Annotated in this window: 19 protein-coding genes; 17 read left to right on the top strand and 2 right to left on the bottom strand. The window is 41.9% G+C overall.

Annotation, left to right across the window (positions count from 1 at the left end; all coding sequences use genetic code 11):
- Nucleotides 1-110 precede the first annotated feature (110 nt).
- Nucleotides 111-1,202, top strand: coding sequence for a histidinol-phosphate transaminase (gene hisC / locus FTU03_RS12405; protein ID WP_179993147.1), 1,092 nt, complete (start codon nt 111-113; stop codon nt 1,200-1,202).
- Between the two features lie 132 nt (nt 1,203-1,334).
- Here the strand turns inward: hisC and FTU03_RS12400 are convergent, their stop codons facing one another.
- Nucleotides 1,335-2,666, bottom strand: coding sequence for an anthranilate synthase component I family protein (locus tag FTU03_RS12400; RefSeq protein WP_179993146.1), 1,332 nt, complete (start codon nt 2,664-2,666; stop codon nt 1,335-1,337).
- A gap of 261 nt (nt 2,667-2,927) precedes the next feature.
- Here FTU03_RS12400 and FTU03_RS12395 point away from each other — a divergent pair, with 261 nt between their 5' ends.
- The 6 genes from FTU03_RS12395 (at nt 2,928) to FTU03_RS12370 (ending at nt 11,136) form a co-directional block, all read left to right on the top strand.
- Complete coding sequence (locus tag FTU03_RS12395; RefSeq protein ID WP_166139568.1) at nt 2,928-3,995, top strand: DUF6160 family protein; 1,068 nt, start codon at nt 2,928-2,930, stop codon at nt 3,993-3,995.
- Nucleotides 3,996-4,185: 190 nt separating this feature from the next.
- Nucleotides 4,186-5,019 carry a C39 family peptidase gene (locus FTU03_RS12390; RefSeq protein WP_179993145.1) on the top strand — a complete coding sequence of 278 codons (834 nt, stop codon included), beginning with the start codon at nt 4,186-4,188 and terminating at the stop codon, nt 5,017-5,019.
- 38 nt (nt 5,020-5,057) lie between these two features.
- Nucleotides 5,058-6,311 (top strand): hypothetical protein, encoded by a 1,254-nt coding sequence (locus FTU03_RS12385; protein WP_171505611.1) that lies wholly within the window; start codon nt 5,058-5,060, stop codon nt 6,309-6,311.
- A gap of 12 nt (nt 6,312-6,323) precedes the next feature.
- Entirely contained in the window at nt 6,324-7,988 is a 1,665-nt protein-coding gene (locus FTU03_RS12380; RefSeq protein ID WP_005234148.1) for an OmpP1/FadL family transporter, read from the top strand.
- Between the two features lie 7 nt (nt 7,989-7,995).
- Nucleotides 7,996-9,189, top strand: a complete 1,194-nt coding sequence (gene filE, locus FTU03_RS12375; RefSeq protein ID WP_179993144.1) for a putative pilus assembly protein FilE — start codon at nt 7,996-7,998, stop codon at nt 9,187-9,189.
- A 21-nt stretch (nt 9,190-9,210) separates the two neighbouring features.
- Nucleotides 9,211-11,136, top strand: coding sequence for a hypothetical protein (locus tag FTU03_RS12370; protein WP_179993143.1), 1,926 nt, complete (start codon nt 9,211-9,213; stop codon nt 11,134-11,136).
- 46 nt (nt 11,137-11,182) lie between these two features.
- Here the strand turns inward: FTU03_RS12370 and FTU03_RS12365 are convergent, their stop codons facing one another.
- A complete protein-coding gene (locus FTU03_RS12365; protein ID WP_122959126.1) occupies nt 11,183-11,731 on the bottom strand; it encodes an NUDIX hydrolase in 549 nt (182 codons plus the stop codon).
- A 123-nt stretch (nt 11,732-11,854) separates the two neighbouring features.
- Here FTU03_RS12365 and FTU03_RS12360 point away from each other — a divergent pair, with 123 nt between their 5' ends.
- The 10 genes from FTU03_RS12360 to rpe all read left to right on the top strand — a co-directional run bounded on the left by FTU03_RS12360 (nt 11,855) and on the right by rpe (nt 21,170).
- Complete coding sequence (locus tag FTU03_RS12360; protein ID WP_034705731.1) at nt 11,855-12,469, top strand: CoA pyrophosphatase; 615 nt, start codon at nt 11,855-11,857, stop codon at nt 12,467-12,469.
- 14 nt (nt 12,470-12,483) lie between these two features.
- The gene (locus FTU03_RS12355; RefSeq protein ID WP_179993142.1) at nt 12,484-13,014 is read left to right on the top strand and encodes a gamma carbonic anhydrase family protein; all 531 of its coding nucleotides are present in this window, start codon (nt 12,484-12,486) and stop codon (nt 13,012-13,014) included.
- Between the two features lie 140 nt (nt 13,015-13,154).
- Nucleotides 13,155-13,820 carry a tRNA (adenosine(37)-N6)-threonylcarbamoyltransferase complex dimerization subunit type 1 TsaB gene (tsaB, locus tag FTU03_RS12350; protein ID WP_179993141.1) on the top strand — a complete coding sequence of 222 codons (666 nt, stop codon included), beginning with the start codon at nt 13,155-13,157 and terminating at the stop codon, nt 13,818-13,820.
- A gap of 16 nt (nt 13,821-13,836) precedes the next feature.
- A complete protein-coding gene (locus tag FTU03_RS12345; protein WP_034705726.1) occupies nt 13,837-14,661 on the top strand; it encodes an undecaprenyl-diphosphate phosphatase in 825 nt (274 codons plus the stop codon).
- The gene (locus tag FTU03_RS12340; RefSeq protein WP_159124259.1) at nt 14,655-15,473 is read left to right on the top strand and encodes a class I SAM-dependent methyltransferase; all 819 of its coding nucleotides are present in this window, start codon (nt 14,655-14,657) and stop codon (nt 15,471-15,473) included. Before FTU03_RS12345 ends, FTU03_RS12340 begins: the two co-directional genes overlap by 7 nt.
- A gap of 124 nt (nt 15,474-15,597) precedes the next feature.
- Nucleotides 15,598-16,998 carry a C13 family peptidase gene (locus FTU03_RS12335; protein ID WP_166136755.1) on the top strand — a complete coding sequence of 467 codons (1,401 nt, stop codon included), beginning with the start codon at nt 15,598-15,600 and terminating at the stop codon, nt 16,996-16,998.
- A gap of 39 nt (nt 16,999-17,037) precedes the next feature.
- Nucleotides 17,038-17,874 carry an S-formylglutathione hydrolase gene (gene fghA, locus FTU03_RS12330; RefSeq protein WP_179993140.1) on the top strand — a complete coding sequence of 279 codons (837 nt, stop codon included), beginning with the start codon at nt 17,038-17,040 and terminating at the stop codon, nt 17,872-17,874.
- Nucleotides 17,875-18,034: 160 nt separating this feature from the next.
- Entirely contained in the window at nt 18,035-19,081 is a 1,047-nt protein-coding gene (locus FTU03_RS12325) for a YjgN family protein (RefSeq protein WP_306669519.1), read from the top strand.
- Nucleotides 19,082-19,092: 11 nt separating this feature from the next.
- The gene (locus tag FTU03_RS12320; protein WP_179993138.1) at nt 19,093-20,232 is read left to right on the top strand and encodes a M48 family metallopeptidase; all 1,140 of its coding nucleotides are present in this window, start codon (nt 19,093-19,095) and stop codon (nt 20,230-20,232) included.
- 251 nt (nt 20,233-20,483) lie between these two features.
- Nucleotides 20,484-21,170, top strand: coding sequence for a ribulose-phosphate 3-epimerase (gene rpe, locus FTU03_RS12315; protein ID WP_034170624.1), 687 nt, complete (start codon nt 20,484-20,486; stop codon nt 21,168-21,170).
- Nucleotides 21,171-21,294: the final 124 nt, after the last annotated feature.

Genomic DNA, 21,294 nt, shown 5'->3' with positions numbered 1-21,294 from the left:
TTATATTAAATAAAAGATATTTCTTTCCCTTCGGGAGAGGTTAGGTAAGGGGAATTATTTGACCTCTCCCTAACCCTCTCCTAAAAGGAGAGGGAATTTGAGAATAGAAAATGTCGAATATCACCATAGAGCAAATGCGTTTTTGGAGCCCTGAAGTCCGTGAGCTAGAGCCTTACGTTCCAGGCGAACAGCCCAAAATTCAAAACCTTTTAAAATTAAATACCAATGAAAATCCGTATCCACCATCACCGAAAGTCGTGGAAGCGGTGCAAAAAGTTTTAGCCAATGGCGCAGATGTTTTACGCCTTTATCCAGATCCCGATGCATCTGAATTGAAACATGCCATAGCTAAACAACAAAATGTGGCTGCTGAAAATGTCTTTGTCGGTAACGGTTCTGATGAAGTTCTAGCACATATCTTTAAAGCCTTCTTTATTCAGGAACAGCCACTGCTTTATCCAGATATTACCTATAGCTTCTATCCAGTTTATAGCCAGTTCTTTGGTGTCAAAACCAAAATCTTGCCGCTCAATGAAAATTTTGAAATTGTGGTAGATGATTATAAACAGCCAAATGGCGGCATTATCATCACCAATCCGAATGCGCCAACCAGTATTGCGCTTAGTTTGTCTGCCATTGAAGAAATTCTGCAGGCGAATCCAGATTCAGTAGTCGTCATTGATGAAGCCTATGTAGATTTTGGTGCTGAATCAGCAGTGAGTTTGGTTGAGAAATATGAGAATCTAGTAGTCTGTCAAACGACTTCAAAATCCCGCTCTTTAGCAGGCTTACGTGTCGGTTTTGCGATTGCCCAACCACATCTGATTGCAGCGCTTGAAGCGGTAAAAAACAGCTTTAACTCTTATCCAATGGATCGTTTTGCCATTGCGGCTGCGGTCGCTTCATTCGAAGATCAGGAATACTTTGAAGCACAAAATGCTAAAGTGATTGCCAGTCGTGAAAAACTGGTTAATCAGTTGAATGAGCTCGGTTTCAAAGTCTTGCCATCAAGTGCGAACTTTATTTTTGCTTCACTACCATCAAAAGATGCAGGTGAGTTAGCAGCTGAATTACGGGAACGCGGCATTATCGTACGTTACTTTAATAAACCTCGTATCAATCAATTTTTACGTATTACCATTGGTACAGATGAGCAAAATCAGCGTTTAGTGGATACATTGAAGAATGATATTTTAGCTTAATTAAATCCACCCTAACCCTCCTTTGATAAAGGAGGGAACCTTTTTCTTTTTAAAGAGAGAGAATCCCCTCTTTTACAAAGAGGGGTTAGGGGAGATTTATAAAAAAGCGGCTCAACCGAGTCGCTTTTTTATTTATTTAGGTTTATACCAGGTATTGAGTAAATCCAGCATGGCCTCGACTTTATCAAAACACTCCTGATATTCTGCATCACAGTCAGAAGAAATCGTAATTCCGCCACCAGCCCAAAGTGAAACCTCATCTTGATATTTCTGAATCGAGCGAATCAGAATATTCCAGCTTCCTGTTCCATCAAAATTAAAATAACCTAATGAACCACAATACGCTCCACGTGGAGCACCTTCTAACTCTTCAATAATTTGCATGGCACGAATTTTTGGTGCACCGGTAATTGATCCACCTGGAAGTGCATACAGCAATACCTCAAAAGGATGTACACCTTCTTTTAAGGTCGCTTCGACTTCGCTAACCATATGATGTACTTGGTTAAATGACTCAATATTGAATAACTTAGGTGTCTTGACTGAACCTGTTTCTGCATAAACACTGAGGTCATTGCGTAGTAAATCTACAATCATGACATTTTCAGCCTGATCCTTCTTTGAGTCTTTTAAGCGTTGTTTGGATTGTTCATCAAGCACCGGATCGGCAAAACGTGGCATGGTACCTTTAATCGGTTTGGTGACAATTTTTCGATGTGCTTCAAAATCAATAAACAGTTCAGGTGAACAGCTCAATAATTCAAAATCACCAATACGAAGATAGCCCGCATATGGCGCATTGGTTAATGTCCAGAAAGCATGTGCAGTTTCTAATAATGAACCTTCAGCCAGTGCTGTAAATTCTTGGGTTAAGTTAATCTGGTAACAATCACCGGCTAGAATATAATCCTGAATATCCTGGAATGCCTGTGCATAGCGAGATTTGTTCCAACGTGGGCTGCAAAGGGTTTTTAATTGAAACTTAGGCGCTATGGAGGCTTGATTTAATAGATTTTGAAGATGATTGAAAATATCTGCTGCTTGCGGATCATGACTATAAAATACCCATTGATCAGCTTCGAACTTGATATAAGAATCAAATTGACCGATAAATAAGCCAGGTTGAGCTCGCTCCGGGTATTGGATGTGCTGTTGAGCAGCGTAATCATAGCCAATAAACCCAACATAACCCCCAGAAAATTCATTCGCTTGAATATCTGGAGTTTGCTCAAGCTCTAAGATGAGTTTAGCTATATTAGCCTGATATTGTTCGATATCCACTCTCTTAAATGACTGAGGTTGTCCATCTTGCACCATAAAATATTTCTGTGCACAGCAGGCAATAAAAGGCTGCCCATTATTATTTAAATATATCAGGTGATCTAAGGGGCTTAATGCATGCAATAGATCTTTAAGCTGAAGAGATGCAAAACTTAAAGGACAATGGTAAGGAGCTTCGTTCATTCAGTAGCGCATATTCCGATATGACCCGGTATTTTATATCAAGAATAGGAAAAAATATTTCTAAATCATCAAATACCGTTTGTCGGTAAGCTCAATATTGCGACCAACAACAGTTGATCAAAATATGACTCGACGTTAATTTAAGTGGGCGAGCAAAATTACTCAAGGAAAGATGCTTTGCGTTGTCAGAAAATAAAAAACACAACGTCGGCACTGAGTGATTCACAACCAAAAAAAATAGTACTCTTGGGAGAGTAAACAATGAAAAAATTCACAAAATTGGCTTTAGCTGCTTCAGTTGCTTTTAGTGCAAACGCAATGGCGATGCAATCACTGGACGATGCATCTCTAAGCGCGACTACAGGTCAGGACGGTTTGAAAATCGGTATCGGTATTTCAAAAATTGAAATTGAAAAACTATTTATCCATGATAATGATGGTTTAGCTGAGGACTCTACTGCAACAGCGGGTGTTATTGAAATTTATAATAATGATGGAGTTGTTCTTCGCCCTGGAGAGGCTGCTAAGGGTATTGTGGGTGGTACTGGTGAAGCAGGTGCGATCTATATCAAAGCAAATGGTAAAGGAAGAACAACAGCTAATGGTATCGTGATTGGTGCAAACTACGATGACAATGGTGCGTATTTACTAGCTTCACGTAACCTTGCAGATTTAACCATTGACTCAGATGCTGGTGCTGGTAATCCATTCATCAACATTGCAGCAGAAGTATCTGGCTTAGATATCAACATCGGTGAAATTGGGGTTGTAGGATCAGCTTCATCTCTTACAGATTATGAAAATGGTTTAGCTTCAGCTACTAGTATTCGCCGTGGTGGTGCTGGTAAGGAAAATGCGATTTTATCTGGCCTATCACTTAAAACAGGTCCAATGTCTGCCAATATTCAATTAGGTGCTGCTCCACAGGGTGCAATGATTAAACTGAATGCAACAATGACTGGCGGCTTAACAATTACAGATTTGGGTATTCTTGATAATTCAACGACTGGTGGACAAGTTGCTGACGGTGTAACCACTTCAGGCCCAGGTGAAATCTTCATTGAAAGCATCAAGTTAACCGATGCTGGTACTAAAGATTTGACATTGAACCAAAGCATCAGTGTATTTGGCGAATCAAGTGCAAACGATGGTTTCATTCGTATTATGAGTACAAGTGGTGCACATGATAACTATGTGAAAGGTATTCACCTAGGTAGCCAAAATGCAGCATCAATTGGTGATATGGAAATTCAAGGTCTGCAAACTTACTTTAGCCCGGCACCTGGCCAATATGCAAAAGGTGCAATTATTACCATTTCTGGTCACTAATTTTTACCTTAAAAAAGCGCGTGTTTACACGCGCTTTTTTTTATGACTACAACATCTATCTAAAAAAATAAAAAAAGACTGTATTTTTTTGAAAAAGAAGGTATCTTTCTAGTTACAGGGAAGTAGAGTGAAGACTCTATAAAAAGAAAAATTAGGCACATCATGCCAATGATAAGAAAAGTAAAAGAATATGTTAGAGATTGCATTGGGCTCGGCATTGATGTATTACGCTGCCAAAGAAGCTCTGGATATTAAAAAACAGCCACCAGGCGCTGTTCACTATACTGAAGTTCTTGATTCAAGAAATGATTCTTTCGTACGTATGCACCGCGAACATGTGGAAGTCAAACCTGCACTGTTAGACCAGTTTCAGGGAATTGTGCGTCAGGCTTATGATTATAGTTGTGGTTCGGCAGCACTTACGACTTTATTAAATGGCTATGTAGGTACCCGGCTGGATGAGCAGCAAGTCATGAATGGCCTAATGAAATTTGGTGAAACGGATAAAATCATCGAACGTCGTAGCTTTTCCCTTCTTGATATGAAACGTTTTGTTGCTGCCTTAGGTCTGGAAAGTGGTGGCTATCGCGGGGAATTTGAAGATCTGGTTAAACAGGGACAACCCGCCATTGTTCCTATTTCCTATGCAGGATTTAAACATTTTGTCGTGTACAAAGCTTATAAAAATGGACGGGTGTATGTTGCCGATCCAGCACTGGGTAATATCAGTTTTGATGAACAGCGATTTAAGGAAGTTTGGGAAAACAATACTTTATATTTAATTAATGTCCCTGAACAATATCGAAAAAACTTTTTGGCATTAAAAGAGTCGGATATGCGTCATGTCGAAGATGCAACCATTAACCGTTATGCTTTAGTTGATATGCAGTATCCACAGTTCTATATGGATAAAATTGCCGATAAAGCATCGACTATCCGTATGGATCGTAACCGTAATGTAGATTCAGAAAAATTTGGGGAATATCAATATAATTTTCTCAGACTTTATTACAAGAATAAATAAAACGAAAAGATGGCTATAGAAAAATTAAAAATGGTGAAATGGATATGAACAGTAAATGGATGAACAAGACATTCTTGGCGCTCAGCATTCAGATGGTCATGGGAGTGGCATGGGCTGCGGATGAGCCTGAACTGGGTGAGTATGAAACGGTTGAGGAAGAAGTAGTCGAGACTGCCGCATCCGTTGATATTCAGCCTGAACCAGCAGCAACTCAGGCTGTAGAAGAACCTGAACTTGGGGGGTATGAAACAGTTCAGGAGGAAGCTGTAGCAGAGCCTGAACTGGGAGGATATGAAACCGTTCAGGAAGAAGCTGTTGTTGAAACAGCTGCACCTGTTGAAGCTCCAGCCACTCAAGCAGTAGATGCATCTCAAGCCTTACAGAAAAAAGAAGGAGATGCTACTCAGGAAGCGAGTCTAGAAGAAGTATTTACTTCAAATGAGCGTCAATACTCACTTATTAAACAAGGTGAGATTTCATCCTATTATGATATCGATTATACCTATTATCGAGATACACAACTCGATATGGAAATGGCACAGGGCCAGTTGTATCAACTCCGTGTTCAGGAAAATGCAACGCATAGCCTGACCAATACTTTCACTTTTCAGTATGGGGTGAAAGATAACCTGACCTTAACAGCTTCTTTACCTTTAGTCGCTAAAACAGATCTATTAAAAGATACCTCTACAGCAGGATTAGGGGATATTAGTCTAGGTGCACGTTGGGAGCCATTCCCTTTAAAAGCAGGTCGTTTACCACTTATTTTATTTGCTAATTTGTCGACTAAAACAGGTGATAGCCCATATGAAATTAATGCAGCAAAAGATCTGGCTGCAGGCAAGGGATATTACTCAGCCGGTGTGGGGGCGAGTACACGTAAATATATTGATCCAGTGGTGCTATTTGCCTCTGTTTCTGCAAATTATGGGTTTAAGGAATCTGGCTTAGATCAGCGTCGTGGTACACGCATTATTGAAGAATTTGAACCAGGGATTAGTGGTGGTTTTGCTTTCGGTTTCGCTTATTCATTTAACTATGATGTTTCCATGACCATGTCATATCAGCAAAGCTTTAATACTGGTGCAGAATTTAAGTATCACACGGGTGAAAGCTATTCAGCAGCTGATCAGACTAGTTCTACTTTTGCGATTTCTTTAGGAGTGCGTGTATCCCCAGAAACCATTGTAAATGGTACGGTCGGATTAGGGCTGACCGAAGATGCACCAGATGTTTCACTGGGACTTTCATTCCCACTTGATATTTTAGGTTTCGGTAAGAAATTCAGTTAATAGGGGTGTCGTATGAAAAACATTCGACTTAGCCCGTTATTAACAGGAATTATTCTTGCGGGCTGTTCAAGTTATACCTTTGCACAATTAGGGACCAACCTTTCTGTTGACCTGCGTGCATTGTCTATGGGGAACGCAGTTACTGCAGATCCGCCAGGAGTGAATGCAATTCACTTTAACCCGGCTGCATTGGCTAAAATTGAAGGCTTACAAACCGAACAGCAAATTATTGTTGCGAACTTTGATATTCAGCGTGAATTTACGGTTCCTGCTGGATATAACGTTTTTGGTTATTCAGATGATCCAATGGTCTGTAATGATGGACCTGAAGTGTCTTCTGATTTATGTACAGATTTTAAGGGCCCAGTGAAGGGTGATGTAGAGTATGTCAGTCTCTACGTACCAATTTTGAAAAAAATGGTGGATTTGGGTGAAGGCCTCCCGATGGCAGCACCTACCATGGGGGTCTCTTATAAACCACCAGGCTCTAAAGCAACTTATGCAACTGCCGTTTATGCACCGCTAGTTGCAGGTTTTGGTCATGAAGATGGTAATCCTGCCAATTTTATGGGACAACAGGTTGCTCTGGAGCGGATTACATATTTATCTCCATCAATTGGTTATGAAGTCAACGACCAGCTTTCGATTGGTGCTTCAATCGGGATGTCTTATCAAGCCATTGCCATGAAAACAGATTTACGTTTTCCCAATGAGCTGATTGGCATGTTGCGTATGATTGATGAAGTCGTATGTACACCATTTAAAGAAAATTCTGACATCATTACTGACATCTTGTTGCTCGGGATCTGTAATGCTGATGAAGGAATGAACCCATTTGGTAAATTTGGCCAAATGCAACTTTCATTAGAACAAAATTTAAGTCCAAGCTATAACCTGGGTGTTCTATGGGAGCCTACTGAAGATTTCAGTTTTGGTATGGTTTACCAGAGTGCGGCCAAAATGCGCTTAAAAGGTAAATATCATATCGATAATGCCAAAGCGCCACAGGAAATGATTAAAGGTCTGATGACCTCTCCAACTGGCCAGATTTTAGCTGCAATTCTTGGTTTTCCAAATTATATCCCTTCAAGTGAATCGGGTCTGGTTTCCATGGATTTCGAATACCCAGCTCACTTTCAGGCGGGGATCAAATATAAGGTAATGCCAGATCTACAAGTCAATTTTGATATTGGCTGGACAGATTATGCTGCTTGGGACCAATTCAAGTTTGAGTTCGACCGTACCCTGTCTGCCTTGAAGATTGCCAAACTGTTATCTGCCAATGTAACGGATTCTTCACTTGCATTACCGCTTAGGTTTGAGTCGCCATGGAACTTCGGGATCGGAGTAGAGTATTCAGCAACTGACCGACTGAAACTTCGTGCTGGCTATGAACCACGTACCAGTGCCATTCCAAAAGATAAACGCAATACTATGGTACCGATTAATGGTGCACAGCTATTTGGTTTAGGAGTGGGCTACCGTTTTGACGCAGATACGGATCTGGATCTATCTATTGGTTTCTTACGCAGTAAAGATAATATTCCAGCAAATACCAGTAGCCTAGCGAACCAGACCGGGGTAAATAACCTGTTACTGAATCCATATGCAGGCTTGAATGTCAAAACAGATACCAAGATCACAATTTTAGGTTTGAACTATCGCACCCGTTGGTAAGGAAGAAATGATCAGAACAGGGAACTTAGGGATAAAAATGGTACTGGCATTAAGTCTGGTACCATGGTCTTTTTATACAAATGCCAGAGAGTTTATTACGATCATTGGGCCCGATGGGCGACCATTAGTTGTGCCACGTCAAAATAATGAGCAGAAAGAAACAACAAAAAACCAAGCGGCCACTACTCCGAAAAAATTGACTACGCCCGTTACATCTACTGCACAGGATCTGAAAAAATCCGAGCCAAAGGCGGTGGAAAAAAGTGTGACAACAGGTGAGCAAAAAAATAATATGGTTGTACAACCAGTACAACCAGTACAACCAGTACAACCAGTACAACCAGTACAACCAGTACAACCAGTACAACCAGTACAACCAGTACAACCAGTACAACCAACTAAACACGTTGAGTCTAGATTACCGCAGCACTTACCACCAGTGACACAGCTTCAAACCCCTGAACCTGTCATTCAGGCAGTACCTGATCCTGTTCAAAAACAGGGTTTCAGTCAGATTGAAGGGGTGGAATATGTGGATAGTGAATATCTGGAAAATAAAGAATTTAATCTGGAAGGTAAAAAACGTTTCTATAGTATGCCTGAAGGGATAGTTGATAAAAATATTGGGTCAACACGTGTACAGACGATTGAGCGTGAAAAAGGAGTTGGACAGTCGATTATAAAATCCTTGTTTCAACAACCTGTCATAGATTCTGGTCCTGTTGTACTGGCCCAAACCTACTACCGTATTTCTCAGCCTGAATCTGTAGAAAGCTTAGGTAAGCAGTGTTTTAAAGATAAAAAAGTTAAGAATGCGAAAGAGATTAGTGCAGGTAAATCCATTAATCTGTGGCCACGGGCACCGCTGAAATCAGATGAGTTTGATTATGAAATTGTGAAGCTAAAATCTGATATTAAAAATATTCAGATTCAGTCTTATGCTTCCCGTCAGAATAATCCTGCCTATTACTGGCCATTTGTTGTATTTCTGGATGAACGAGGCTGTGTTTTAGAAGGGGCGGGCGGTTTTAAAAATCAGGAAGCACAAGCCAATATTATTCAACATGAGAAGATACAGGGAATTATTCAGATTCCTGCGCAAAGCCAATATGTATTAATGACCCCACTCGCTTCAGCCATAGATGTTGAAGACAAGATGCTGACAAATTATGGACAACTAAAACTAGTCGCCATTCGATAAGGACGATTCGAGTAGAATAAGATGAAAAATAAAATATTATATCCATTTGCTTTCACTGCTTTATTTGCCGCCCTCAGCGGATGCGGAGGTGAAAGTGCGAATGTCATACCAGAACAAAATGATGAAGCCACCACGAACGGTTCATGCTCTGCTACTGCAACGAATTGTCTGGAATGGGGGCTTGAATATCCAATTGATGGTCTTAACTTTAATTGTAGTGGTGATAAAGAAAATACCTTTATTACTTTATTTGACCAAAATGATGGGGTGGCGTCAGGTACTTGTCAAAAAGCAGATAGTATTGAATTTTATCTAAAAAGTTTTAGTGATACCAAAATCAAATTGGGTACTGTAAAGCTTTCAGAATATATGAACCTCAGTACATCGAGCCAATTACCCCGACTCAGTGTACTTGATATTGCCAAGGGGATTACTGGTCGTAACATTGCCAGAATCGAACAGACAGATCCAACCGTACAGGTGGCGATGAAACTGGTCAAAATCTGGCAGACCTTGGCACTGGAAAAAGGTCGTATCTATAATCCGACAGATGTACAGCCCTTGTATATCACAGAGGATATGCGAAAGAATCTGGGCAAAATTAATAAAGATATCAGCCTGACAGATGCAAATTTAGCAGAAACCCTTAAACCTTTTATTGATATTAGCCAGATTAGTGATGATCAGGCCTTTGAAGTCGTAAAAAAACTGGCCAATATTGCCAGTGCAGCAGTATATCAACCAGAATTTTCTCTGTTCTCAACCTCAGGCATTATTAGCAGTAACTTGACTGGTTCCGATGGTCTGGCGGGTTGTAATAAATCTGTATGTGACATTAAAGATAAAACGACTAAATATTTATTTGGACATTTTATCCTGATTACAGACCGCCAAGGTTATACCTTCGGTAGTGGACTACAGTGGCGTGATACTCAGCTAAAACTGGGCTCCAATAATCTGGGATCTTTGGGTGGCATTAATGCGGAATTGATCCGTAAGGTCAAACCACAGCAAATTACTGCAGTACCGCAAACCAGCTGGATTAGCCCTGCCACGAGAATGCTTTCATCAAATGCACCATATAAAATGAATGTGGCTAACAACAGCAATCCATTAGAAATTTACCAAGGCCGTTTGCTGAGCGATTATGTGATTGCTGGTAAAGAAGCATTTTATAAGATGGCCACAGGTAAAACTGAACTCAGCGATGCTGATCGTGCCAGTCTTGGCTTATGGCGTTTTAATGCCGATGATGACAACTATAGTGGCTCAATTGATCTTTATAAAATTTTCCCGATTAGCTATCTGGATCGTCAAGTCTTTAGAACAGCTGAAAATGTAGAGCCAGGTGAAGAATATATTTTCCCAATGTATGGCAACATGGAGTTTAAATTTAGCGAAAACTCAATTAGCCCTGTTACAGTGGGTGTTGTGATTGATAGTAATGGTGATGTGCGTACCAATATGCAGTCCGCGAGCAATCTTGCAACTGATAGTATTAATGGTTGCCAGGGAGATATCTTACCGGCTGGACTTAAAGACAATAACGGCGTTCAACAATATCGTCTGGGTACATTAGGCCGTGCATTTATAGATGAAAAAACAGTATCTATGCGACTGGTCTTCGCTGATCCTGTATTTGGTTCATTAAATGGTGCCTTGGTAGGTATGAACTCCACTATTCAGGCTTCAACCAATACAGATGATAAGATTGTGATTGGTGGAGCATTACTCAATTTATCTAATGTACTGAATGGAACCAGTCGTGTGGGCTTTACCAACTCAGCTGGAGAAAGCGTAGGTTGGGCGAATACTTATGCCAGCTTCCAGAAAATCTATAACAACAATAATACTGATGAAACGACGGAGGAGACCAATCTGGCCAAGCTAAGTGGCGGAAGTGTTTCATTTAAATTAGCGGATTGTTATAGCATCAAAACCAAATAATAAAAAAAAGCCCATCAAATGATGGGCTTTTTTATAAAAAGACATTTTAACCTGTGTGATCCAAACGGGTTCCCAAGGTCTCTAGGTGCATCGGGAAGTTATTGGTTTTACGGTCTTCAAAATAATGACGAAGCGTATGCTCTACACTCGGGAAAGCCAGTTCACTCCAGGGAATTTCATCTTCGTTAAATAAACGTGCTTCAATGGTTTCTTCACCTGCACCAAATTTTCCATCAATCAGTTGAGATTTGAACAGGACATAAATCTGGCCAATCCGCGGAATATTGTACATGCAGTACAGCTGTTCAATATCCACTTCAGCTTCGGCTTCTTCACGGGTTTCACGTGCCGCGCCCTGTTCCATGGTTTCAAACAGTTCCATATAACCGGCAGGTAAAGTCCACAGTCCATAACGTGGTTCAATTGCACGGCGGCAGAGCAGGACCTTATCTTCCCAGAGCACCAATGCACCGCAAATCACTTTTGGATTAATGTAATGAATATATCCGCATGTAGTACAAACCTTGCGAACCTTCTGATCGCCTAAAGGAATTTTCTCTGTTGTTTTATGTCCACAGTTCACACAGAAGTTCATATTCATCATCAATGATAACAGTAAGGTCAGGATAACTGAAAAATCAAAATTTGGCATCATTTCTATCCCGCCAAATCAAAAATCAGCTATGATGAAATTACAGTCGCATAGGGAGCTGAATGAATGGATGAGCTGGGATTAATACAACGCTTGCAGAAACATTTACGATTTTCCAAACGGATTCAAACTGCACAGGCTGCTGTATTAATTGCGATCACAGATGAAGCTGATCCCAAAGTTTTGCTGACACGCCGTTCAGCTTATATGAATAATCATGCAGGAGAAGTCTCTTTTCCAGGTGGTAAACGCGATCCGCAAGATACCAGTAATATTGTAGTGGCTTTGAGAGAGGCGTATGAGGAAACGGCGCTTAATCCATTTGATGTGCATCTGATCGGGGATCTGCCGATGCAAAAGGCACGTAATGGAATGCTGGTCAAACCTGTGGTAGGTATAATTCCGCCTACCATTCAACTCATTCCTCAGCCGACGGAAATTGACCGGATTTTCTTTGCTTCCTTGCAGCATTTGCTGGAAGCCCAGCCGATGCCTTATGAAGTGCGGTTTGCCCAGCAGTCTTTATATTTTCCAAGTATGCGGGTGGAAAATGAGATTGTCTGGGGACTGACCGCACGTATGCTAATTTCATTATTTCAGTACGGGCTTGACTATAAAAAAGACTGGCCATTTTTACTTAATTCACCTGCGTTTAAACGCTCAAAATTTTTTAACCGTTGAACAGGATTTCAGCCATGTTATATCAGTTTCAGGGACATTCACCAAAAGTAACGCATCAGCCATGGGATGGTTGGGTGGCACCTACAGCGACGGTCATTGGGCAGGTTGAATTAGGTAAGCAGGTGAGTGTCTGGTTTGGCGCCGTTATTCGTGCCGATAACAGTAAAATCCGTTTAGGTGACTTCACCAATGTTCAGGAAAATGCGGTGCTACATACCGATGCTGGAATTGAAATGAACATCGGGAATTATGTGACCATTGGTCATCAGGCCATGCTGCATGGCTGTACCATTGGCGATAATAGCCTGATTGGAATTCAGGCAGTGATCTTGAATCATGCCGTGATTGGCAAGAATTGTATTATTGGTGCCAATGCTCTGATTCCAGAAGGGAAGGTGATTCCTGATAATTCGGTGGTAATGGGCTCACCAGGCAAAGTCGTGAAAACTTTAGATGAAGCCAGTATTCAGAAACTGAAAATGAGTGCCATGCACTATGCCGAGCATTTCCAGAAATTTCAAAATCTGGAAGAAGTACAGCTTTAGGCTGTTATCTGAATAATGTCCTCAGTTAAGCCTAGAATTTTCTAGGCATTTTTGTATCTGGCTTGGGAAAATCTCGCCTAGAAGATATGAGTGGAGTATTATATTCGACGTTTTTTATATTCTCTGAATTAAGGTTGTGCATGAAAGTGCTGGCATTGGAGACTGCCAATGAGCAGTGTTCCGTCTCTGTGATCGATGATACTCAAGAACTATTTTTTCAGCTTGATGCGCGCGCCAAGGCACAAACGCAAACCATTCTCCCAATGATTGAACAAGGTCTCAATGATCTGGGCTGGGCTGTATCTGATCTGACAGCGATTGCCTTTAGTCGTGGCCCGGGATCGTTTAGTGGTGTTCGCATCAATGCGGCTGTGACCCAAGCTTTGGCTTGGTCAAATGATCTGCCTGTAATTCCGGTATCCACTTTACAAGCTTTGGCGCAAGCGGCATATCGTTTGCATGGTTTAACTACAGTAACTGCCGTACTGGATGCACGGATGAATGAAGTCTACGTGGCCAGTTATCAGTTAGATGCTCAAGGGATTATGCAGGCTGTTGATGAAGAACAGCTTTTGAGTTATGAACAAGGTGCTGAAGCAGTCAAATTTACTGTGGTGGGTTCAGGTGCCAATCTAGTTCAAGAAACAGCATCTGAATATAAAAATGTCAGTGCAACAGCGCAGGATATTGCCATGATTGCGCGTGCAGCAGCAAAAACAGAAAATTGGGTCAGTGCAGAATTGGCACTTCCGGTATATTTACGTGATAACGCATGGAAAAAAATTCCAGAACAAGGCAAAGCATAATTAATCAGGATTAAGCATGGATCTTTTACTGCTGCTGAAAGCAGCAATTATGGGTATTGTTGAAGGTATTACTGAGTTTTTGCCTATTTCCAGTACTGGGCATCTGATTTTGGCTTCAGAATTAATGAATTTCTGGACTAAACAAAAAAGCGATGTTTTTGTCGTCGCAATTCAGATGGGGGCAATTGCCGCGGTTATTTATGAATATTGGGCACGGCTTTGGGGTGCAGCAACCGGGATCGTAAGTGGTGAACCGCAAGGACGCCGTTTAGGGATTGGCCTGATTCTGGCCTCTATTCCCATTGTGCTGATTGGTCTGACCCTAGGGCAAACTGTAAAAGAACTGCTATTCAATAATATTGCAATTGCCATTGGCTTGATCGTCGGTGGTCTGATCATTATCTGGATTGAAAAGAATCCACCTAAGGTACGTGCCCAGGAAGTTGAAGATCTGACCGTAAAAGATGCGATCTGGATTGGTCTGATTCAGGTCTTATCCCTGATACCGGGAACTTCACGTTCAGGTGCGACCATTATCGGGGCGATGTTCCTTGGCGTATCACGTAAGGCTGCAACTGAATTTTCATTCTTCTTGGGGATTCCGGTTATTATCGGTGCAGGCCTGCTCGATCTGTATCAAAGCTATGATGTTTACAGTACCACAGAAGACTGGACGGTTCTGGCAGTCGGTATCATCGTATCGTTCATCTCAGCGCTTTTATTAATCCGTGCCTTGGTAGCCTATGTGGCAAAACGTGATTTCATGGTTTTTGCCTGGTATCGCATAGCCTCAGGTTTACTGATTTTATTATTTGCCTTTACAGGTTGGAGATTATGGTAAGCACGATTCGCTTATATACCGAATCTGAGTATCAAGAGAAAGCACAGCACTTCGAGGCTGTGCTTTCTTCTCGTGGTGTAGAGGTTAGTATTGAGGTTATTGAAAAGCTGAATGCACGTTTCTTGCGTTTACATCCCGAACTGGCCCTGTGTGTTGATGCTGACGGCCTATGGCTCTGTGCCAATGGCATGAAAATGCAACCAGATTGGCAAGCAGAAGTAGGGCGTTTAAAACGTGCCTCTTTAAAATCGGAAATGATTGCTCGTGCTTGTAACCTCGGAGAAAAGCCGACTCTTATCGATGCGACAGCTGGGCTAGGTCATGACAGCCTGTTGATGGCACATTTGGGTGCTCAGGTGACCTTGGTCGAACGACATCCTATTTTATTTACCCTGCTTGAAGACAGTCATCACCGAGCGAAAAAGGATACTTTTCTAAGTTCGGTGGTTAACCGGATTCATCTGGTTTTTTCAGATTCTGCAGACTATCTGAAATCACAGGCTGAGCAGAATGCGGTCGTCGATGTGGTTTATCTGGACCCGATGTTTCCACAACGTGACCAGAATCAGCAGGCACCGAAAAAGCAGGCACAGGTGAAAAAACAAATGCAGTTATTACATTTGCTTTTACCGGAAGATGGTGAAATGGATCTGGGGGATAATCTCTTAGAATTAGCACAAAAAATTGGCAAGCGGGTGGTGGTGAAACGTCCTCGTCTGGCCGTATTTTTAGCTGGAAAAGAGCCAAATCATCAATGGTCTGGTGATGCTTGCCGTTTTGATGCCTATTTTCAGCATGAACTGGTTACTTAATATGAGAATTGCTTCAAAATAGATCAAGGATTTGTTATATATTTAAAAATTGGCATTGATAAAACTTATATCAAGCATAAACTTATTGGGCACATTAGCGAGCCACTCATCTCCCTGAAATCATATGATCGACTTTAAACCCTCCATCAATTTTTGGCACGATTTTAAAAGCAACCAAATTGCCGGGATGTGGTTATTTCTGGGATCTCGGCGTTCGCTGCAACTGGTGCGTCCATCTATTCTGCAACTGGTATTCTGGGGCATTTTGGGCGGCTGTGCTAACAGCCTGTTTAGCTGGCTTAGTTCTGGCCGCATGGGAGATTTCAACTCTCAAGGTCTCATCAGTTATGCGCTTTGGCCCTTTATTGCCTTGATTGTCGGGATCTTTTTGTCCCAACGGGTGAATAATCCTCGTCTGATGCTGGTACCCGCATTGCTCTGGCTAGTGCTGGATACACATATCATGCTGTTCCAGAGCCTGATCCAGTATCTGGGGGATCTGGATTATCTACCCTATATTTTCTATGCCTATATTCCGACCCTGTTTGTCATGCTGTTTGTCTGGCAAAGTCTGGCTGTGGTCTGGGTGATTTCACGTGAATTAAAATGGCCGTGGTGGGAACGGGCACTGATTATGCTGGCTACGCTATTTACTTTAGTGGTGTGGCAGATTTCGGTGAAAGATCAGCCCATCTGGAAAGTTGAAGAAATTCCACCAAGTTTTGCTGAAGATGCTTTCTATGCTCAGCCGATCTTGCTGAATAAGGCGCTGGATGCAATTGAATATGGTGAATTTGCACAATCGCACTGGTACTTCATGGGCGTCGCTGGCGCGAGTTATCAGGATGTGTTCTATTCAGAAATAGAGCGGATTAAAAAGCAGTTTGATACCCGGTTTGGGACTTTCGGCCGTTCGATTATGCTAGTCAATCATCCGGCAACACGGACTGAGATTCCACTTGCTTCCAAAACCAGCATGGAATTGGCCTTGCGCCGTATTGGCCAGCAGATGAACCGGGAAAGTGATGTACTGTTCCTGTATATGACCTCACATGGCTTGCCAAATGAATTTGAAATGGAAAATGCACCGCTAGATCTGGCATCAGTCGATCCAAAATGGTTGCGTGATACTCTGGATGCCTCAGGTGTACGCTGGCGAGTGATTGTTATTTCTGCCTGTTTCTCAGGTAGTTTCGCTTCGGCTTTGCAGAATGATAATACTTTAATTATCACAGCCTCTGCTGCTGACCGTCAGTCTTTCGGTTGTTCAAACGAAGCTGATTATACCTATTTCGGCCGTGCTTTCTTTGATGAGGCCATGCGTGAAAATAACAGCCTGAAAGCCTCTTTTGAGCAGGCCAAGACTACAGTGGCTAAATGGGAAGCAGCTCAGGGATTTGAACCGTCAGAACCACAATGGGTGATTGGCAAAAACATGGAATTGATGTTGCCACAACTGGAACAGCGCCTTTTCCCTCCAGCGACGACCACTTCAGCATCTCCGTCTGTCGCTTTGACTCCATAAACCAATCTACAACTTTAGAAAATAGAAAAAGGAATGATGATGGAACTGGTACAGAATAATCGAAGCTTTGAGGGTGAACAGCGGATTTATAGCTTTGAGTCTAAAATATTAAAAAAACCAACCAGATTTGGAATCTTCCTGCCGCCACAAGCTCTGGAAGGCCAAAGTTGTCCTGCTTTGTTCTATTTAGCTGGCCTGACCTGTACGGAAGAAACTTTTGCAATCAAGGCACATGCCCAGCGTCTGGCGGCCCAGCTTGGTCTTATTCTGATTACACCAGACACTTCTCCGCGTGGAGATGATGTTGCCAAAGGGGATCACTGGGATATTGGGCAAGGTGCCGGATTCTATATTAATGCCACTCAAGCACCGTGGGCTGAACATTATCAGATGGAAAGCTTTATCGTCGATGAGTTGTATGAACTGGTGTGTGAAGAGTTCGTAGTTCAGGCAGATAAGATCGGGATTTTCGGTCATTCCATGGGTGGACATGGCGCTTTAACTTTGGCTTTTAAATATCCGGAAAAATTCTGTTCAGTTTCGGCATTTGCACCGATTTGTGCACCAAGCCAATGTCCATGGGGTGAAAAAGCATTCTCAAATTATCTGGGCGAAAACCGCAAAGAATGGTTGAAGCATGATGCAACTGCGCTGGTTCAGGAAAAAGGTGCACTGTTTAGCGATATCCTGATTGATCAGGGCTTTTCTGACCAGTTCTATAGCCAGCTGAATCCGGCTTTATTTCAGCAAGCCTGCGATGCTGTGAACCAGAAATTAACCTTACGTGAACATCAAGGTTATGATCATGGTTACTATTTTATTCAAAGCTTTGTAGATGACCATCTACAATTCCATGCTGTGCAATTAAATCCATAAGCCAAGCAGCAAAAGCCAAGCAAACTTAAAAGTACAATGAAACTCCAAGAATAGGTCATATTTTTGGAGTTTTTTATATGAATATCAAATAAATATAATAAAAATGGCATATAAGTTGCTATTCAAAAATCAGGTAGAACCAGTTGCAGTTAAGAACACGATGCACAATAAGCCTGAACCAGAGATTGACCAACCATCACCTCCACTAGAAAAACACAGCTTCCGATTTCATGGCAGTGCCACTGAATATTTTGGAATCTGGATGGTGAATCTGATGTTAACCATCATTACGCTTACTTTGTATAGCCCGTGGGCAAAGGCACGCCGTATCCGCTATTTCTACGGTAATACCCAATTGTTAAAACATCGCTTTGACTTCATCGCCATGCCAAGCCGAATTCTGCTAGGTCGTCTATTGGCATTGGAGTTGTATGTGGTGACACTGATCTTGACCAATTACTCCATTCTTGTCACCAGTTCATTATTTCTGATTGCTGCGATCTCTCTACCTTGGTTAATTCGGATGACCCTGAAATTTAAGGCCCGGAATAGTAAATATGGCAATATCCGGTTTCATTTTAGTGGAAGCAATCGGGAAGCCTATAGGGTTTTATGGCTCGCGATATTGGTCAATATTTTCACCCTGTTTCTTTTCAGCCCAGTGGTGATCTGGCTATACAAACGTTACTGCTTTAATCATTTATCAATCGGCCAACTTCAGTTCAGCTTGGGGATCAAATGGTCTAAATTTATGTCAGCAGTCTATGTTCCCTTATGTCTGTGTCTGCTAATTGGTATCGCATGGATCGCAGCAATCGTTTACTGGGTCGATTTGATCGGTACAACCCTGTTTACCTTAGGTGTTGTGTTGAGCTATCTGTTTTGCCTGGCCTTGGTCTGGCCGATGATCTCTGCACGCTTATATATGTATACCTGGAATCATGTAGAGCTTGGTCAAAGCTATTTTAAAACCCGGGTAACGACATGGCGCTATAGCTGGATTGTACTCAGTAACTGGATAGTGCGTGCACTCAGTTTGGGACTCATGACCCCTTGGACGAGCATCCGTTTATATGAATATCAACTGGCTAACCTAGAACTCTATCTAGCAGAGGACGAAACTAATCTAAAAAATATCTTGCAGCGTGATCCAAATGCTATAGCCAATGAAGTACTGGATATCTTTGATTTCGATGCATCGTTATAGAGGCAAGTAGGATGAAGCGACCTGTTGAAGTCAGATTTTATGATGGGGTTTTGGCCGAAGCCCAGCGTGCATGGATTGTCCCTGATCAGCAACGCGGGATTGCCTTGAAACTCAGTGAAGAAACACCCAAGCAAGTGAGCGAGGCTGACTTTTATTTTAGTTATCCTGATATGGCGTATATTGGCGGGGTCGGGAGACGTAAACCGATTATCGAACTGCCTGAAGATCGTCGGATTGAATTTTTGACCAAAGCACCGCATTGGCTGAAGATTAAATCCAAAGAAATCTATCATGCCATATGGAAATTTGAACGTTCTCCACGCCTGATTTTCTTCTCGATGATTATCGTGATATGTGCGGTAATTTTTATTCTTAAATGGGGGATTCCTTATACGGCCCATCAGCTCGCTCAATTACTTCCCGAACAGACCTTGATCGAGGTAGGAAATCAAACTGAGCAGAAATTAATTGAGCAAACTGAGCCATCCAAGCTCTCCGCAGAGCATCAAGCACATCTAAAAAAATTGTATGAACAAAAAATTGCAGTAGGGAAACCCGCTAAGATTATTTTCCGTCAAGGCGGTGAAACCATGGGACTTAATGCCGCTGCGATTCCGAACAATACCATTATTGTCACCGATGAACTGGTCAAGCTTAGTGGTGCAGATGAAGAAGTCCTTGCAGTACTGGCGCATGAACAAGGTCATCTGGTACAAAAACATAGCATGCAAAAAGTGATTTCTAACCTGGGTGCAGCAGGATTATTTGCCTTGGTAACAGGAGACTTAAGTGATGTCGTGGCGGCATCTATAGCGGTACTCGCCGATGCGGGATATTCACAGGCGCTTGAACTTGCTGCGGATGATTATGCCATGCAACATTTGCATCAACAGCAGATCTCCAGTATTCATCTGTCGAACTTTTTGCAGCGGGTTGAAAACGCTAGAATCTTGGCAGAGCAGAGTAAAACGATAAAAATGAAAAACTTTACCCTGAATATTGATGGAAAAGAACGGCAAATTACCGAGTCTGAGCTGAAATGGTTGCGTTTGATTGGAAAACTCAAAAAATATCTGGAATCGCATCCCGAACTGGATAAAAGAATTGAACGTATTCATGCATTTGAAGAAAAAATGAGCCAACCTGCTTAGCCCTGATATTGAGTATAAAAATTCATATCTCTATATCCTGAGGATCGAGGCGTGTTTAGCCTCGATTTTTGATTGATGGATATGCGAGTTTTCCTGTCTTAATCAATCATTTTCATCCAGGCCAAGTGATATTAAGCATAAATACTGTCCAGCGTTACATAGCATTGTATTCACATAACATCCAAGTCACAGTAGCAGGACTGGATTTGGTATAATGAGAAAAATCCAATTTCAGTTAGCCAGGTCCTTTCATGTCCAAGCCTTATTTAATTGCACCTTCTATTTTGTCTGCCGACTTTGCCCGTTTAGGTGAAGAAGTTGAAAATGTACTTCAGGCCGGTGCAGACGTTGTGCATTTCGATGTCATGGATAATCACTATGTACCCAATTTAACCTTTGGTGCAGGGGTATGTAAGGCATTGAAAAAATATGGTATTCAGGCACCTATTGATGTGCATCTCATGGTGAAACCTGTAGATCGCATGATTGGTGACTTTCTGGAAGCAGGTGCAGATATTATTACGTTTCATCCGGAAGCATCTGATCATATTGACCGTTCTTTACAATTGATCAAATCGGGTGGTGCTAAAGCCGGTCTGGTATTTAATCCAGCGACACCATTGCATTATCTGGATTATGTACTGGATAAGGTTGATCAGGTATTGCTAATGAGTGTGAACCCTGGCTTTGGTGGACAGAAATTCATTCCAATGACTTTGGATAAATTACGTCAGGCGCGCAAGATCATTGATGCTTCAGGTCGTGATATCCGCTTAGAAGTAGATGGCGGTGTGGGACCAGCAAATATTCGTGAAATTGCAGAAGCTGGTGCAGATATGTTTGTGGCCGGTTCAGCGATTTTTGGCAAGCCAGATTATAAAGCTGTGATTGATGAAATGCGTAGTGAGCTGGCTAAAGTCGGTCAAATCCAGCTTTAATCTCTAAAATGTTTAAGGTGCATAAATCTGTGGATAACTTTATGGATAAGTGTGTAGATATCTATGTTGATAACCATATGGATATGTTGCATATTTTGTAATCGTTTGTAGCCTGATTGATTGT

This window comes from Acinetobacter sp. YH12046 (genome assembly GCF_013419905.1).
Classification (GTDB): Bacteria; Pseudomonadota; Gammaproteobacteria; order Pseudomonadales; family Moraxellaceae; genus Acinetobacter.
Note: the sequence above shows the minus strand (reverse complement) of the source record. Positions and strands in the feature narration are given on the sequence as shown.